This is a genomic window from Caballeronia sp. TF1N1 (assembly GCF_022878925.1).
GTDB lineage: Bacteria > Pseudomonadota > Gammaproteobacteria > Burkholderiales > Burkholderiaceae > Caballeronia.
In genome coordinates, this window is sequence record NZ_CP084629.1 from 281,754 (window position 1) to 298,150 (window position 16,397).

General features: G+C 62.1%; 14 protein-coding genes. 9 read left to right on the forward strand and 5 right to left on the reverse strand.

All coding sequences use genetic code 11. The annotated features are described in order from the left end of the window. The first annotated feature begins 5 nt into the window (after positions 1-5). The 3 genes from LDZ28_RS27475 (at position 6) to LDZ28_RS27485 (ending at position 4,100) form a co-directional block, all read left to right on the forward strand. The gene (locus LDZ28_RS27475; protein WP_244831792.1) at positions 6-2,102 is read left to right on the forward strand and encodes a TonB-dependent receptor domain-containing protein; all 2,097 of its coding nucleotides are present in this window, start codon (positions 6-8) and stop codon (positions 2,100-2,102) included. Between the two features lie 10 nt (positions 2,103-2,112). Continuing rightward, a complete protein-coding gene (locus LDZ28_RS27480) occupies positions 2,113-2,514 on the forward strand; it encodes a DUF2946 domain-containing protein (protein WP_244831793.1) in 402 nt (133 codons plus the stop codon). A 110-nt stretch (positions 2,515-2,624) separates the two neighbouring features. Next, on the forward strand, positions 2,625-4,100 hold the full coding sequence (locus tag LDZ28_RS27485) for a PepSY domain-containing protein (protein WP_244831794.1): 1,476 nt from the start codon (positions 2,625-2,627) through the stop codon (positions 4,098-4,100). A gap of 14 nt (positions 4,101-4,114) precedes the next feature. On the opposite strand, the gene LDZ28_RS27490 is transcribed toward LDZ28_RS27485, so the two are convergent. Then, positions 4,115-4,936 carry an alpha/beta hydrolase gene (locus LDZ28_RS27490; protein WP_244831795.1) on the reverse strand — a complete coding sequence of 274 codons (822 nt, stop codon included), beginning with the start codon at positions 4,934-4,936 and terminating at the stop codon, positions 4,115-4,117. 442 nt (positions 4,937-5,378) lie between these two features. Between LDZ28_RS27490 and LDZ28_RS27495 the strand changes: the two genes are divergently transcribed. Together LDZ28_RS27495 and LDZ28_RS32750 are read left to right on the forward strand one after the other, a co-directional pair. After that, positions 5,379-6,353, forward strand: a complete 975-nt coding sequence (locus tag LDZ28_RS27495; protein WP_244831796.1) for a ferritin-like domain-containing protein — start codon at positions 5,379-5,381, stop codon at positions 6,351-6,353. An 89-nt stretch (positions 6,354-6,442) separates the two neighbouring features. Further along, on the forward strand, positions 6,443-6,568 hold the full coding sequence (locus LDZ28_RS32750) for a hypothetical protein (RefSeq protein WP_255784982.1): 126 nt from the start codon (positions 6,443-6,445) through the stop codon (positions 6,566-6,568). 25 nt (positions 6,569-6,593) lie between these two features. On the opposite strand, the gene LDZ28_RS27500 is transcribed toward LDZ28_RS32750, so the two are convergent. After that, positions 6,594-7,493: a response regulator gene (locus tag LDZ28_RS27500; RefSeq protein WP_244831797.1), complete on the reverse strand. Its 900-nt coding sequence runs from the start codon at positions 7,491-7,493 to the stop codon at positions 6,594-6,596. Continuing rightward, a complete protein-coding gene (locus tag LDZ28_RS27505) occupies positions 7,454-8,563 on the reverse strand; it encodes a PAS domain-containing protein (protein ID WP_244831798.1) in 1,110 nt (369 codons plus the stop codon). The genes LDZ28_RS27500 and LDZ28_RS27505 overlap by 40 nt, the downstream gene beginning before the upstream one ends. Before the next feature lie 292 nt (positions 8,564-8,855). On the opposite strand from LDZ28_RS27505, the gene LDZ28_RS27510 reads away from it, so the two are divergent. Next, positions 8,856-9,728, forward strand: a complete 873-nt coding sequence (locus LDZ28_RS27510) for a cytochrome c oxidase assembly protein (protein WP_244831799.1) — start codon at positions 8,856-8,858, stop codon at positions 9,726-9,728. On the opposite strand, the gene LDZ28_RS27515 is transcribed toward LDZ28_RS27510, so the two are convergent. Continuing rightward, the gene (locus tag LDZ28_RS27515; RefSeq protein ID WP_244831800.1) at positions 9,718-10,785 is read right to left on the reverse strand and encodes a LacI family DNA-binding transcriptional regulator; all 1,068 of its coding nucleotides are present in this window, start codon (positions 10,783-10,785) and stop codon (positions 9,718-9,720) included. The two genes, LDZ28_RS27510 and LDZ28_RS27515, sit on opposite strands and share 11 nt — an antisense overlap. 99 nt (positions 10,786-10,884) lie before the next feature. Here LDZ28_RS27515 and LDZ28_RS27520 point away from each other — a divergent pair, with 99 nt between their 5' ends. Beyond that, positions 10,885-12,063: a phytanoyl-CoA dioxygenase family protein gene (locus LDZ28_RS27520; protein ID WP_244831801.1), complete on the forward strand. Its 1,179-nt coding sequence runs from the start codon at positions 10,885-10,887 to the stop codon at positions 12,061-12,063. A 20-nt stretch (positions 12,064-12,083) separates the two neighbouring features. Beyond that, a complete protein-coding gene (locus LDZ28_RS27525) occupies positions 12,084-13,235 on the forward strand; it encodes a Gfo/Idh/MocA family protein (RefSeq protein ID WP_244831802.1) in 1,152 nt (383 codons plus the stop codon). Here LDZ28_RS27525 and LDZ28_RS27530 read toward each other — a convergent pair. Beyond that, positions 13,232-13,873 (reverse strand): DUF429 domain-containing protein, encoded by a 642-nt coding sequence (locus LDZ28_RS27530; RefSeq protein ID WP_244831803.1) that lies wholly within the window; start codon positions 13,871-13,873, stop codon positions 13,232-13,234. The genes LDZ28_RS27525 and LDZ28_RS27530 overlap by 4 nt on opposite strands. Before the next feature lie 286 nt (positions 13,874-14,159). On the opposite strand from LDZ28_RS27530, the gene LDZ28_RS27535 reads away from it, so the two are divergent. After that, the gene (locus tag LDZ28_RS27535) at positions 14,160-16,337 is read left to right on the forward strand and encodes a hybrid sensor histidine kinase/response regulator (protein ID WP_244831804.1); all 2,178 of its coding nucleotides are present in this window, start codon (positions 14,160-14,162) and stop codon (positions 16,335-16,337) included. The last annotated feature ends 60 nt before the right edge of the window (positions 16,338-16,397 follow it).

The following is a 16,397-nucleotide window of genomic DNA, read 5'->3' on the forward strand; positions in this document are numbered from 1 at the left end:
CAATCATGAGACGACTTGCCAGAAAGGGCGCGCTGATGACAGGCATGACGGCGCTCTTCGCAACGCGCGCCATTGCGCAGACGCCGCAAGACGACGCGACCGCCACGCTTCCCGCAGTCATCGTCCAGGGCCAGTCCGCGAACTCGCTGACATCGCAAACTGTGGTCAAGCAAAAGCAGACGCTCGATCAGACCGTCGGCTCCGTGGGCTTCGTGGATAGCGCCGATTACCGCGACACCTACGCGTTCACGTTGCGCGACGTGCTCAAGAACGTGCCCGGCGTGTTCGTGCAGACGCGCTACGGACAAGAGTTGCGCTTGTCGATTCGCGGCTCGGGCATCGCACGCGGCTATCACACGCGCGGCCTCGAAATTCTTCAGGACGGCATTCCCACCAATCTCGCCGATGGCAGCGGCGACTACTACCAGATCGACCCGCTCGCGCTGCAATCCGCCGAGGTCTATAAAGGCGGCAACGGTCTCGCGTATGGCTCGTCGACGCTCGGCGGCGCCATCGATTTCCTCACGCCCACCGCCTACACGGCGGATGCGCCCAACATCGTGCGGCTGGAAGGCGGCAGTTACGGCACCATCCGGGGCAGCGCGCAGTTCTCGCGCGTGGTCGGGCCGCTGGACTTCATCGGCACTTTCTCGGTAAATCATGCGGACGGTTATCGCGATCACGATCGCGGCCAGTACGAGCAGTTCAACGCGAATATCGGTTATAAATTTTCGCCCGATGTCGAAACGCGCTTCTATCTCGGCGCGTACATCATCGATCAGCAACTGCCCGGCACGCTGTCGCTAAGCGATGCCCTGAACAATCCCACGAAGGCTTCCGCGAGCGCGCTTGCCGGCGATCAGGCGCGCGACACGCGCACCGAGCGCATTGCCAATCGCACGACGGTCAAGCTCGATGTCGGACAGCTCGATTTCGTCACGTGGGCCATTCACAAGAGCCTTTATCACCCGATCTTCCAGGTGATCGATCAGGATGGCTGGACCTACGGCTTCGCGCCGCGTTATACGGCGACCATCGACGTGGGCGGCATGCGCAACGATGTGATCGCGGGCGCGCGCTTCTTCGGCGGCAACACCCAGGCGCGGCAGTACGTGAACGTGTCGGGCGAGCGCGGCACGCAAACGCTCGACTCGACGCAAAGCGCCTATAACTACGAAGCGTATGTCGAAGACCGGCTCTTCTTTCTGCCGACCTTCGCCGTGATGGCCGGCTTCAAGGCGCTGCGCGACGTGCGCAAATATGTCGATCATGGCGGTCTCGCCGCCGATCCGAACTACAAGTCGGCGAGCGAAAATTTCAGCGGCGTGAATCCGAAGCTCGGCCTGCTGTGGCAACCGAACAAGGACATTCAGGCATTCGTGGATGTCACGCGCAGCCAGGATGTTCCGGACTTCACCGACCTCACGCAGACCTTCTCGAACACCACGCGCTTCACGCCGCTGGCATCGCAACATGCATGGACGCTCGAGATCGGCACGCGCGGCACGCGCGATCGCGTGAGTTGGGACCTGACCGCATATCGCTCGCTCGTGCGCGATCAGCTGCTTCAATACACGACCGATCCCGACATTCCCGCCTCCACGTTCAACGCCAACAAGACCGTGCTGCAAGGCATCGAGGCGGGCGTATCGGTGGATGTGCTGCGCGACATCACGCATGCCGGCGCGGGCGACAAGATCACGTTGTCCGGGCTCTGGAATCTGAGCGATTTCCGTTTCAAGGACGATCCGCAATACGGTTCCAACCGCATCGCAGGCGTGCCGGTGAACGTGATCCGCGCGGCGCTCGGCTATTCGCGGCCCAACGGGTTTCATATATCGGCATCGGTGGACTGGGTTCCGGCGGGCGCATGGGCGGACGACGCCAACACCTTGCGCGTGCCCGGTTACACGCTCCTCGGCGTGCAGGCGGGAATGGATTTTCGCAATGGTCTCTCGGTTTTCGTCGATGCGCGCAACTTGACGAACAAGCGTTACGTGAGCGACATCAGCACGGTCGCCGATGCTCGCACGACCTCGAACGCAATCTTCTATCCGGGCGAAGGACGTAGCATTTTCGCGGGCATGCGCTACGCTTTCTAAGGCATCTTCATTGACCCACCGCGACATGCAGAGCCGTTTCTTTCGGACATGGTGCAGCTTGCTGGGATTGCTTGCGATCCTCATGGCAACGCTCGCGCCTACGGTTTCGCAACTCGTCGTCGCCGCGCGCATGCCGGCCATGACGATGGACGCGGACTGCCCGATGGAACGAATGCAATCGATGAGCGACGACGCAGACCACGCGTCTCACTCGCACACCACGATGCCGGATGGACAAGCATGCGGTTATTGCGGCCTGCTTGCGCATGTGCCCTTCATTCCGGGCTTGCCGGTGAGCTTTGCGGTCACCGCTCGCACCATCGCGCAACTCGTCGCCACGCGTTTTGTCAGCACGTTACGCATCGAGCCGCGCACCTCGCGCCATGCGCGCGCCCCGCCCGCTTTCTCCTGAAGCCGATATCCGCTTGATCGATGCCGAACGCCGCGCAGGCATGCGCGCGCACTCGCATCGTGATGTCCCGATCCCACGGTACGCCACCGAAAGTGGCATGGAGAAACACAATGCACGCGAAGACCAGCAGCGCCGCCTTAAGTGCGGCCCAGGCGGCCAGCGCATTCCAGGGCAGTTATCGAACGCTATGGCGCTGGCACTTTTACGCGGGGCTCTTCGTGATGCCCTTTCTGATCGTCCTCGCCATCACGGGAACGATCTATTGTTTTCAGCCGCAAATCGAGCCGTTGTTATACAGACAACAAATGGTGGTTGCACCGCGAACCACGCCACGTTTGCCTCCCGATCAACTGATGCACGATGCACGCGCGGCGGTGCCGCATGGCGCGGTCATATCGACGGTGCATGTTCTCGACGATCCTTCTCGCAGCGCCGAATTCGTCTTCAAGCTGCCGAGCGGCGAAAAGGAAAGTGTCTACCTCAATCCGTACACCGGCGCGGTGCTCGGCACGCTAAGCGTCGAGAACCGGTTCATCCAGCTCGATCGCATGGTGCATCGCAAACTGTTGCTCGGCAAGGCTGGCGAGCTGTTGATGGAACTCGCCGCATGCTGGACGCTCGTGATGATCGGCACCGGGGTTGCGTTATGGTGGCCACGCACGAAGACCACCGCGCGCGATGCGCTGCTGCCGCGGCTCTCGCTTACAGGCCGGCCCTTGTGGAAGAACGTGCATGCGGTGATGGGCATTTGGCTTGCGCTCGGCGCGCTGTTCTTCGTGGTCACGGGTTTGCCGTGGTCGGGCTCGTGGGGCAAAAACTTCAATGCGCTTGCGACGAGCGCGAATATCGGTACGCCGGCGGGCGCTTGGGGCGGCTTGCCCCTGCAATCATCCGTGCCGGGCAAGGCCAGCGTCGCGACCGCTTCGAACAATGCCGGCGAACATCGTCACGACGCCGGCAACGGCGATTCCATGCCCGGCATGGTGATGAGCGATCTACCCGTGACGCAAACACCGTGGGCCGTCACGAACGCCGCTGTTCCCGAGTCGCACGCAGCGGAAGGCACACGCCTGCCGTTGCAGCGCGTGATGGATATCGCGGCATCGCTTGGCGTGGGAAGCGGCTATGAAATCGTGGTGCCATCGACGGCAACGGGCGTCTACACCGTCTCCTGGTTCCCCGCTGATCCGAAACTCGAACGCACCCTCTACGTGGATCAATACAGCGGCGCGGTGCTCAAGGACATCCGCTATCGAGACTATGGCGCAGTTGCGCAGGCGGTTTCGTACGGCACGTCGCTGCACATGGGCCGATACTTCGGCTTCTGGAATCAACTTGCATGCGCGTCGATTTCGCTCGGCCTCGCGGCAATGGCCGTCACCGGCTTCGTCATGTGGTGGAAGCGTCGTCCGCAACGCACGCTCGGCGCACCGGCGCGTGAGCGACTGGCGCCGCCCATGCGCGCATGGAAGACCGGACTCGCGCTGCTTGGCATCGTATTCCCGTTGATGGGGCTCACCATGCTCGCCGTCTGGCTGATGGACCGGCTGATGTTCGATCGCGCGTTTCGCCGCATCGCATCATAAGGACATGACGCGCGTCACTTCGCCGACGCTGCACGGCTCGCGTTGAGTGACGTCTGATCGATGAACGCGGTGACGTCGTCGAGCACCGGTGCGACCTTGATGAGCGGCGACAGCGCGCGCACCGGTCGCCCCACGCTCCCGACGATCATCGCGTGATTGATGCCCGCGTACTGCTTCACCTCGACGCTGTCGCCTGCTTCGTTGGCACGCGCCGCGAACCGAAACGTGTTGCCGGGATCGACCGTTACATCCGACAAACCGACGCCCAGAAAGAGCGGCGGCTCGTGGCCGCTTACATGGTTGATCGGCTGGCTCGCCGCTCTGAGACTCGCGGGAAAGATGCTCCTGAGCGCATCGTCCTTCAAGGGCAGGAAGTCATATGGACCGGACAATCCTATCGCGCCAGCAAGCGAACTCGTCTCCACGCCATCGGCGGCCAGATAGTGCTTGTCCGTGACGAGCAGCATGACGATATGCGCGCCCGCCGAGTGTCCCATCAGGAAGATGCGCTCAGGGTCTGCGCCGTAGTCTTTCGCATGCGCCTTCGCCCATGCAACGGCGGCAGCCGCGTCCTCGACGAAACCTGGAAAAAGGGTGGACGGATATAAGCGGTAATCGGGAATGACCGTGACGATGCCGCGCGACGCCAGCGCCTCGCCCACGAAGAGGTAGTCACGACGGCTTCCCGATTGCCAGCTTCCGCCATAGAAGAACACGACCATCGGCCGGCCGCGTGGGTTATCCGTGGATGCGCGCGGCACATAGATATCGGCTTCGTGCCTGTCGCCTTCTGCATAAGGAACGGCGCGTTGTACATCGAAATCATTGCTTGGCACGAGTGCATTCAGGAGCCTGACGGGACTGCATGCGGTCAGCGCCGACAACACGGCAAAGCAGGAAACGAGCTTGAGCGATAAGCGGCGAGACTGTAGATACGGCATGTCGGATGAAGAAGTTGAAGAGAGCGATTGATGCCACTTACGCTATACGCGAGTGCGTGTCTTGCGGATGCAGAAACATCTTTATTCGAGCACCGTCATGTTTCCCGATGCTCGTCCCGCATCGAGTAAAGAACTCGTCAATCACCGAATAGATGCAAGCATGTGTTACAGCGCGAATCTCTTCGCACGATCTTCAACGTATTCGTCGACGTGGCTGCCAGACATATCGGTCGAGTCTGCTCACCATCGAAACAGTCCGTTGGAGAAGCGCGGCGCATGCCCCTTCGTCCATGCGGAAAACATGTACGCCCATCTACCTGAGATAAAGGAGACTGACATGCTCGAAGATATTGCGGTGACATCGGTGCTCGACCGTCGAGTGGAACGACGTGAAAAGCGGCGCCAGTTCTTTCGGAGTGCTGGTGGCCTGGGACTAGGGCTCGTCGGCGGCACGATTCTTGGCGCCTGCGGAGGCGGCTCGGGCGATAACGCCAATGCCGCGACCGGCCCAACCGATGCCGAGATTCTCAACTTCGCATTGAATCTCGAATATCTCGAAGCAACGTTCTATGCCTACGCAACGACCGGCGCAGGACTCCCCGCCAATCTCATGAGCGGCGTGGGCACGCCAGGCAAGGTCGTGGCCGGACAACAAGTCCAGTTCTCCGATCCCGTCGTCGCCGCTTATGCACGCGAGATTGCCAAGGATGAACTGGAGCACGTGGCGTTCCTTCGCACGGCGTTGGGCGCATCCGCCGTGGCCATGCCCGCGCTCGATGTCGGCGGTGTCGATCCGAATGGGGCCTTCTCGCTCGCGGCCCAAGCGGCGGGCCTGGCTCCGGCTGGCACGGCGTTCAACCCTTATCTGAACGACAACAACTTCCTCCTCGGCGCCTATATCTTCGAGGACGTGGGCGTGACCGCTTATAAGGGCGCGTCGCCGCTCATTACGAACAAGACCTATCTGGAAGCGGCAGCGGGCATTCTCGCGGCCGAGGCCTATCACGCGGGTCTCGTTCGCACGGTGCTCTATACGAAGGGAATTCAGACACCGAGCCTCGTGACCGCGACACAAGCCATTTCCGATGCGCGCGATTCGCTCGATTCATCCAGCGATGTCGATCAGGGTATTGCGGGCGCGTCGTCGCAAATCTCGAACATCGTCCCGCTCGATAGCAACGGCATCGCGTTCAGCCGCTCGTATGACGATGTGCTCAACATCGTTTATCTGAGCAAGGCGGCAGTGAACAAAGGCGGCTTTTTCCCGGCAGGCGTCAATGGCAGTCTGAACATGAGCAGTGCCTTCGTGTAAGTCTTCGCATCACGGGTAGGTTCATCGCGCGGCTCGCTTGCATGGGAGTCGCGCGGAATTGCTTTTACCGCTCAAAGGAGCGCCGAATCATGGGTGACACATCGGTCGAAGACTGGAGAATGCGCGTGCGGCTCAGCGTCGTCGTGTGTTTTCTCGCTGGCGGTGCGCTGTTGCAATGCATGGCGTCGCTGCACTTGTTGCGAGGCGGCTTTTAGCAGATTCGCGCGCCTTCTCGCAAGTTCAGGCGCCGAGCATGGCGCGTACGCGATCAAGCAGCGCCTCCGTCGAAAACGGCTTGGTGAGCATCTGCATGCCTGTATCCAGCGAGTTGTTCGCGGTCGCCGCTTGCGCATAGCCCGTGATGAACAACACCGGCAACGCGGGATGATGCATACGGGCGGCATCGGCCATCTGTCTGCCGTTTAGGCCAGGCAGGCCCACGTCCGTAATCAGCAAGTCGACCGGCGTCTTGCTCTGCAAGACAGCGAGCCCCGAGGGACCGTCGTGCGCGGTCATTGTCCTGTAGCCCAGGCGCTCGAATAAATCCTGGAGCACCTGGCGAACGGTTTCGTCGTCATCGACGATGAGGATGGTTTCGCCCGCGCCCGTGCCGATCTCCTTGCGGTGGACCGACGCGTCCGGTGCAGCGTCCGCCTGTTCCATCTCTTCAGGAAGAAACAGTCGCACCACGGTGCCGACGCCGACGCTGCTATCGATGGTCACGAAGCCGCCGGACTGGCCGACGAAGCCATAGACCATCGACAGTCCGAGGCCCGTGCCCTGCCCGAGCGGCTTGGTCGTAAAAAACGGCTCGAACGCCTGATTGACGACGTATTGCGGCATGCCGGAGCCGGTGTCCTTGACCGCGATGCAAACGTACTGTCCGGGGCGCGCATCCTTGTGCATGCGTGCCTCTTTCTCGCTGATCGTCTTGCGCGATGTCTCGATGGACAACGACCCGCCGTCGGGCATGGCGTCGCACGCGTTGATCGCGAGATTGAGCAAGGCGCTTTCGAGCTGGTTCGTATCGCAGAGCACGAAGCACGGCTCGGCATCCGCGACGACGGAAAGCGCGATGGTCTCCTTCGCCATCTGCTGAATCAGGTCTTCGAGCGATACGACGAGCTCGCGAATATCCACCGACTTCGGCGCGAGCGGCTGCCTGCGCGAAAACGCAGCAGACGATGCGTGAGCCCCGCCGCGCGCTTGGCCGAAGAGATCGCCATCTCGATGAAGCGATCGAGGCCAGCGGTATTGCCCTTCGTGACGAGATGCCGGATGAGTTCGAGCGGTCCGATCACGCCTTGCAGCATGTTGTTGAAGTCGTGCGCGATGCCGCCGGTCAGATGCCCGACCGCTTCCATTTTCTGACTCTGGCGCAGCTGCTGTTCGAGGTCCCGCTGCGAAGTCATGTCGATGCCGACGCCCGTGCGCCGCACCGGCACGCCTGCGTCGTTGAAATGCGTATTGCCGCGCGACAAGACCCAACGGGTAGAACCGTCGGGATGACGAATGCGGTACTCGAGTTCGAGATCGCCGCTGCGCACGAGGCCGCCCGACATCGTGGACTGCAACGCGGCGCGGTCGTCCGGATGGACATTCGCGAGAAATCCCTCGCGCCTGATGCCGCGCGCGGCTTCCTTGGCGTCGATGCCGTAGAGCTCCGACACGGCTGCATCGCAGAAGAAGCAGTCGCTTGCGACCTCATACGTCCACGCGCCCACGCCGCTGACCGCCGACAGCGCAAGCCGCGCGAAGTCTCGAGAATCGTTCAGTGCGATCTCGCGCTCGCGCAGTTCCGTGATGTCGCGCGCCACGATGAAAATGCGTCCGCGCATGCGATCCACTCGACCGTCCAGCAGACGATAACTGCCCGAAGCCGTGCGCATGCGACTTTTGAATTCAGCGGTGGAACCGTCGCGATCGAGCTTTTGCAGTGCATCCAGCGTTTCCTCGCGATCTTCCTCATGCACGAACTCGCCGAGATTCTGGCCGATGATTTCGTCGAGCGACCAGCCGAGATTGCGCGTCCACGCGGGATTGACGTTCGCGAGCGAGCCTTGTTCGTCGGCGACGGCCAATAGATCGCGACTGAGTTGCCACAGCACTTGTTCGTGCGCGTTGTCGCGTGAATTCAGTTGCGCACGCAAGGACTCGATTTCGGCCTGAAGCGCCGCAACGTCCTGATGCGAGGAAGATTCGTCTGTCATCGACTAAAGGCTAAAGGCTTTCAAAAGAAACTCTGCGTGCCGAATGCAAGCGATTCGCCGACGATAATACCGTTTTGTCGGCAACGTGAAGGCGTGCGTCGCGGCAACCGACGAGTTTAAGCGGATATGGGTTTTCGCGCGGGATTCGGCCGGCGCGTGGCGCGACTTACCGTCGCATGCAATCGATGTCATACGGCGCGTTCGCGTCGAATACGCGGCGGCGGTCAGCAGAATTCAAGGCGCGGTTGATACCATGCACGCCATTCACACTCGCACTCTCGCCTGTCTTCTTATGTCGCTCATCAGTTTGCTCGAACCGTGGGAGCCGTCGTACGCGCTGGTTGCCGTGTTTATCGTCGTGGCCGGGCTGTTTGCGCGCGGCGCGCGAAAGGCGCGCATGAGCGTGGCGCGGCGCATCGCGTTCTGGACCGGACTCGTCCTCTTCTACATCGCGCTGCACACGAAAGTGGACTACTACGCCGAGCATCAGTTCTTCGTGCATCGGCTGCAGCATCTCGTGCTGCATCATCTGGCGCCGCTCGTTCTCATGGCTTCGTATCCGGGCGCCGCGCTGCGTGTGGGCCTGCCGTTCGCCTGGCGGCCCCTGCTACGGAACTGGCAACGCAGTCGCGGCGCGCGTCTGCTCGGAGCGGTACTGCTGAATCCTACGGTCATCGGCATGGCGTTCATCGTGTCGGTGCTCGTGTGGCTGCTGCCTTCAATCCAATTCGTGTCGATGCTCGACTGGCGCATTTATCGCTTCATGAACTGGTCCGTCGCGATCAGCGGACTCATGTACTGGTGGATGATCCTCGATCATCGCCCGAGCCCGCCGAGCCGCGCGCGGCCTGGCTTGCGCGTGCTGTCGCCCGTCATCACCATGACGCCGCAAATTCTGGCGGGTGCGTTGATCACCTTCAGCTCGCGCGATCTCTACCCAGTGTTCGAAGTTTGCGGTCGCGCGTTCACGTCCGTTCCGCCCGCGCTCGATCAGAGCCTCGGCGGACTCATCATGTGGGTGCCAGCCGCCGTACTGGAAACCGTCGGCGCGATGATGGCGCTGCGCTTGATGATGCGTCTGTCGAACTCGCCGCGCGAAAAGGCGCGTCAGGCATCGAGGAGAAGGTCGGCACGACAGGACCGCGTTCACCCGGTCACACGCTAGGCCGCGTGCCCGTGTTTGCAGAAAAGCGCGACGCCACGAAGGCCGGGATGTTTTCGGGCGTGACCACCACGACCGACGACGACAGCGCCACGCCCGAAGCAGGAAGCAGCTTGTGAAACTGCATCACGTGCTGACAGGCCGAACGCATGTCTTGCCGAAGATCGTGGTGCAGCACAGCGGAGATCGCGCCCTCGCGCAGCAGATGCGTGTTCTCCCGGTCCAGATCGTGCGCGACGAAACACTTCGGCCGAAGCCCCAATGCTTCGAGCGCTCGGAGTATCGCGACATTGCCACCGCCGATCGAATAGACCGCCGCGATTTTTTGGCCACCGCCGACAGCCTGCCTCACGCGTTCTTCCGTCGCCGCGTCGAGACCGTGGCCACCGCTGGCATCGATCAAGGCGAGCCGCGGGTTGCGCGCGCGTAGTGCCTGCCGGAAGCTCAGTTCGCGTTCCTCTTCGCCGCGAAAACGTTCGTGGCTCAACGTGACGAGCACATTGCCCGGCCGCCGACCCAGCCACTGTCCGATGAGATACGCCGCCGTGGCGCCTGCCGCGCGGTTATCGAGGCCCGCGTAGGTGATTCGGCCGGACGACGGGATGTCGGTGAAAACCGTCACCACCGGAATGCCACACGACTGAAGCTCGGCAATCGCGCTCGAAATCTCCGGCACATCGCGCGCTTTCAGGAAGACGCCGTGACTGCCCCGGCGCGCAATGTCGCGCAGCGCCTGAACCACCTCGGACGCAACCATGCTTTCGCGCATGAGATAGCGCATACGGAACACGGCGGGATGCAGGCCCGGCACTTCGGCTTCCAGCGCCTCGCGAATCTCGTCGGCGAATCGGCGCGGCGCTTCCACGACGACATCGACGACGATCTTGCGGCCCGTCGTCGCCAACTGGAATTGCTGCTGTTCCAGTTCCCTGATCGCCTGTTCGATACGCCGCCGCGTATGTTCGCGCACGTGCGCCCGCCCGTTCAGCGCGCGGTCCACGGTGGCGGTGCCGACACCCGCCTGAAGCGCGATTTCCTTGATCAGAAACGGGTGAGACATGGCTTCGCGTCCCGGCGTTTTGATGTGTTTTTGATGTTTCGATGATAACGCAGCCCGCGTCGATAAGACTAAGCTTGTCGCCAGAGTGGAGGAGACACCATGACGTCGGCACAGCGGTCGGGCTGGTATCGGGAAGAGGATTGTTCGGTGAGCGACTTCGTGGCGCAGGTCGAAGCCGCGGATGACATTGAAGCGCTCGAGTACTGCGCCGAAGTGCGCGAGCGCATCCCTGTTTATGCGTGCTCCGAACTCGAGGACGTGCTCGGCGATGCCGCGCGTCGCCGGTCCTTGCTCGCGGAATGGGCGCACGTGCTGTCGAAGGGCGCCGGTGTTTTCGTGCTTCGGGAAGCGTATGCGGATACCGCGCCCATCGACGAAGCTACCGAAGTCTTCGAGGCAATCATTCGCGAGGAACGCGCTGCGGGCGGCGGCAAGGCGGACCACTTCGCCAAGGCCGGAGCGAACGACCGCATCTGGAACGCGCAGGAAAAGCTCTGCCTGAAAGCGCCAGCCGTCTTCGCTCGATACTTCGCCAACCCCGTCATCGCGGCTGCATCGGAAGCGTGGCTGGGGCCGGGTTATCAGATGACATCGCAAGTCAATGTCGTGCGGCCGGGCGGTGCGGCGCAGCAAGCGCATCGCGACTTCCACCTCGGTTTCCTCACGGTCGACGAGGCGCAGCGCGTTCCCGCGCACGTTCACGCAATGTCGCCGTTTCTCACTTTGCAAGGCGCGGTCGCGCATGGCGACATGCCGGTTGAAAGCGGTCCCACCAAGCTGCTGCCCTGTTCGCAGCGCTATGTCGAAGGCTACGTCGCGTGGCGGCGGCAAGACTTCCGCGACTACTTCGAAGCGAACTTCGTGCAGTTGCCGCTGAAAAAGGGCGATGCAATCTTCTTCAGCCCCGCGCTATTTCATGCGGCCGGCTCGAACCGGACCACGGACGTTCAGCGCATGGCGAATCTGCTACAGGTGTCGTCGGCGTATGGACGTGCGATGGAGTCGCTCGACCGCAACCGCATGTGCGCCGCGCTTTATTCCGTGCTGCGCGAGATGCGTGCCGAAGGACGCATCACGAATACGGAAACGCGGACGATCATCGCTTCCTGCGCGGAAGGCTACGCGTTCCCGACGAACCTCGATCTCAATCCGCCGCTCAACGGTCTTGCGCCGGCCACACAGCAGGATCTGTTCAACCAGGCAATCGAAGAAGCCTGGTCCGCGCAACGGTTCGATGACGCGCTCACCCACTACGCGTCGCTCGGGCGCACCGCTTGACCTTCCAACGGGACTCGACAATGACGATCGACATCATCGGACGGCGCATCCGTCTTGGACTCGTAGGCGGCGGACCGGGCTCGATAATCGGCGAGACGCATAGGATCGCGGCGCGGCTCGATGGTCAATACGAGGTTGTCGCGTGTGCGCTGACTTCGGACGCCGTGCGCTCGCGCGAGGCGGGCATTGCGCTTGGCATCGTTGCAGAACGCGCGTATGGCTCGTGGCAGGAGATGCTGCAAGCCGAAGCTCAACGTCCCGACCGGATGGACGTGGTCGCCGTCATGACGCCCAACGACTCGCACTACGACATCTGCATGCAGGCGCTGGATCGCGGATTTCATATCATCTGCGACAAGCCGCTCGCGCACGGGCTCGCCGCCGCGCGGGACATTGCGCGCAAAGTCGCCGAGACACACGCCGAATTCTGCGTGACCTACTGCTATACCGGTTACCCGATGGTGCGACAAGCGCGCGACATGGTGGCGGCGGGCGAACTGGGCGAGATCAGGCAAGTGCATCTGCAATACATCCAGGGCTATTTCGCGGACCACGACTTGCCCTCGGGATGGCGCACCGAGGGCAAACGCGGTGGCGAGTCGCTCGTCCTCATGGATATCGGCACGCACGCGTTTCATCTTGGCGGCTTCGTCACGGGACTCGACGTCACGCAAATCTGCGCGGACCTCGGCTCGGCCATTCCCGGCCGCCAGGTGGACGACTATGTCGGCGCGTTGACGCACTACGGCAACGGCGCGCGTGGCTCGTTATACGTGACCAATGCGGCCGCGGGTTCCGAGCATGGCCTGAGCTTTCGAATTCATGGCGACGCGGGCGGCCTGGAATGGCATCAGGAAGAGCCGAACCGGTTGATCCATCGGCGCAAGGATGGCTTCGAACAGATCATCACGCGCAGACTCGGGCCCGCCACGAGCCAAGGCGCGCAGCAATCGACACGCATTGCGATAGGGCATCCCGAAGGTTACTTCGAGGCGTTTGCGAATCTGTACACCGAGTTCGCGAAGCGCGTCGCCAACCGATTGGCCGGGCGCGATGTCTCCGGCGAAGCGACGCTCTACCCGGGTGTCATCGACGGCGTGAAGGGCCTCGCTTTCGTCGCGGCGGCGGTGCAAAGCGCGAACGCCGGACGCTGGACGGATGTGGCCATCTAGAGCGTCTTATCCGGCACGACGATAAAGCCTCCGGCCTCGTCGCCGAAGGCGCGCGTGTTGCCTTCGACAAAGCGCTGCGCCGTGACCGCGCAGAGCGCTGCATCCACGAAGTCGATCGATTTCAGCCGCGTCGTTTCAAAGCCCAGGTCTTCGAGAAGGCGTCGGCGCTGCACGCGCTTCAGCTTCGCCGACGCGACTTCGCGCCCAAGGAGCGCACATGTCGTCGCGTGCGGAAACGTCTCGATGGCGACTGCCTTGCCCGAGTATCGATTCGTTTCGAGAATGGGATGAGTGTTCGCGAATGCATCGTACACACGCGCGCCGTTGATCATCCAGTCGAAGAACCCGCTCGGATTCGATTCCGCGCGTTCGAGCGTTGGCGTCGAGAAACAGGAGATGCGTTCGCGCGCCAGTTGCCGCTCGGCCGTGCGCCCAACGCCTTCCGCTCCCCAACGACAAGGGGCATCGATGGCGACGACAGCGACGCCGAAGCGCAGGCACTGCTCGTGTAATTCGAGCGGATGCGTGCTGGTCAAAACGCATTCGATCCCGCGGTCCCTCACGATGACCAGATGAAACCCCTTCTTCGTCCCGCCGACATCGATACCGGCCACGAATTTTTGATCGACAACGCTCAACTTGTTCCTCTACTCTTATCAGGAAGTACTGCCGCGTGCGCAAATGCGACCTGCTGGTGCCTGTTTGCGCGGTATGACGATTGCTACGGATTACGAATAAGCCTCGCCGCGAAATAAAGGCGAAGCTCAAGAGCCGACCTGAGAGACCGGCTCGGGATGTCAGACAAAGAGCGAAAGCCGCATTGAAATGCGAAGTTTTCGCCTATTCCGAGGACAGTGACATGCGTACCAATATCGGCCCGCCATCCGACATGGCTAATCGGGTGCGCTCGTCCGGAGGTCTTCAATGACCGGCGCCGCCACGTCCTCCAAAGACGCATCCGACGAAGTTTCGAGACATACCCCCGACTTCCAGACCGCGCGCCGGCGACTCATGGCCGCGCTCGTCACCTCCGTTACGGTTCCCCTGCTGTGCGCGGCATTGTACGGCTACGTTACGTACGATCGCGCCATTCACGAAAAGCAAATTGCGCTCGACCGTCTTGCGTGGATCGCCGAGTGCAAGCTCGTCAACCTTCTCGATCTGAATCGCGAACTTTTTGCACGTGTCGGAGAGGCAATCGGCTCGACCGACGAGGTAACGCTGCGCACCCAACAGGTGCAGTTGCACGACACGCTGAGTGCGCTCGTCACCAAGCTGCCGCACGTGGCGGCGCTTTCCGTGGTTGGACGAACCGGCCAGATACTCGCGACAAGTAAGCAGACGCCCGCGCCTGCCGTATCGATAGGCGACCGGGACGACTTTCTGGCCACGCGCGCCGCTCACGCACCGCTGTATGTGTCGATGCCGGTGCGCGGCCGGATGGCAGGCCTTGATATCGTGAACGAACTCGTTGCGCGGACCGCGAGCGACGGGCGCTTTATCGGCGCGGTGGTCGTTTCGCTCGACCGGAAATATCTGCTCGACTTCTATCGCCAGCTGCTCGTGGACAATCCTCGACTTACGCTCGGTCTGTATCGACAGGACGGCGGCATCCTCGTGCGTCTGCCGGCGCCGAAGCTCATGAATGCGCCGACGCATCATGTGCCGCTCGCCAACGCGTTCGCGCGCAAGGTGTCCATCGGCTCCCTGCGAGGCGACTCACCGCTCGATGGCGGCCAGAGCATGATGGCGTTTCGCGAGGCATCGAACTACCCGGTCTATGTATCGGCGAGTTATGCGATGAGCGACGTGATACACGACTGGTGGCACGACGACATGCTGGTGGCCGGACTTGCGCTCGTGCCATGCGTCTGCCTGTGGTTTCTCGTCGTATTCTCGCTGCGCCGCCTCAAGGCGGAAGAGGCGGCTTGGCTCAACTGGCGCCGCGAACTGGCGATGCGCCAGCGCGCCGAAGACGCGACGCGGCATCTGCAACGCATGGGCGCGCTCGGTAATCTCGTGGCGAGCGTGGCACACGACTTCAACAACCTGCTGATGGTCGTCACGGCCAACATGGAGCTCGTGCGGCGCAAGAACTATATCGGCGTCAGGAACGAGGTGAACGCGGTCGAGCGCGCGTCCATCAATGCGCGAGTCTTGGCTCGCCGGCTGATGAGCGTCGCACGCAAGCAGCCGTTGCAACAGCGCGTGCTCAATCTGAACCGCTGGCTCGAACAGGCGGAGCCGCTGCTCCATTCGGCCATGAGCAGCAAGATCACGGTGCAAATCAATGCGCCGGACGCGCTCTGGATGGTCAAGGTCGATCCTGTCGAGCTCACGTCCGCGCTCGTCAATCTTGCCGTCAATGCGAAAGACGCGATGCGTGGCGGCGGCCATTTCATCGTCACCGCGCGCAATACCTCGTTCAGCAGCCGGCGCTACAGCGTTCCGCCCGGCGATTACGTGGTGATCGAAAGCCGCGACACCGGAACCGGCATGAGCGACGAAGTGGCGCACCAGGCTTTCGAGCCGCTCTTCACCACGAAGGCAGCGGGCGCGGGCACGGGCCTCGGACTCGCTCAGGTACTGGCCATGGCCGAGCAAGCCGGAGGCACGGCGCGACTGGAGACGACATGGGGAAAAGGCACGACCGTTTTCATCTACCTTCCACGCTGGACGGGCGCCGCGCCGCTCGAAGCAGACGAAGCGGAACCGGTCAGCGTGCCTTTGATCGACAATGAGACGTCCGTGCTGCTGGTCGAGGACAACGAGGAAGTGGCTGCGGGACTCGTCGCGGTGCTGGACGTGCTCGGCTGGCACGCGCGCCACGAGTCGGACGGAGACGCGGCCATGCGCGTATTAAAGGAGGGAAACCGATTCACTCTGGTACTGTCCGACATTCAGATGCCGGGCTGCGACGGAATTTGCCTGGCCGAATGGATAAGAAAACATTTGCCCCGGCAAGCGGTCGTGCTTATGACAGGTTACGCTGATCATCTCGCCGAGGCGCGTCGCCTGGGTGTAACCGTTCTGGCGAAACCGTTTAATACCGACGACCTCAGGGCGCTCCTTACCGGAGTACCGATGACTTACCCGGAATGAGCGCCGGCACATATGCTTTACTACACAGATACGCCCCTGTGATAACAATTTTTAGGCGAA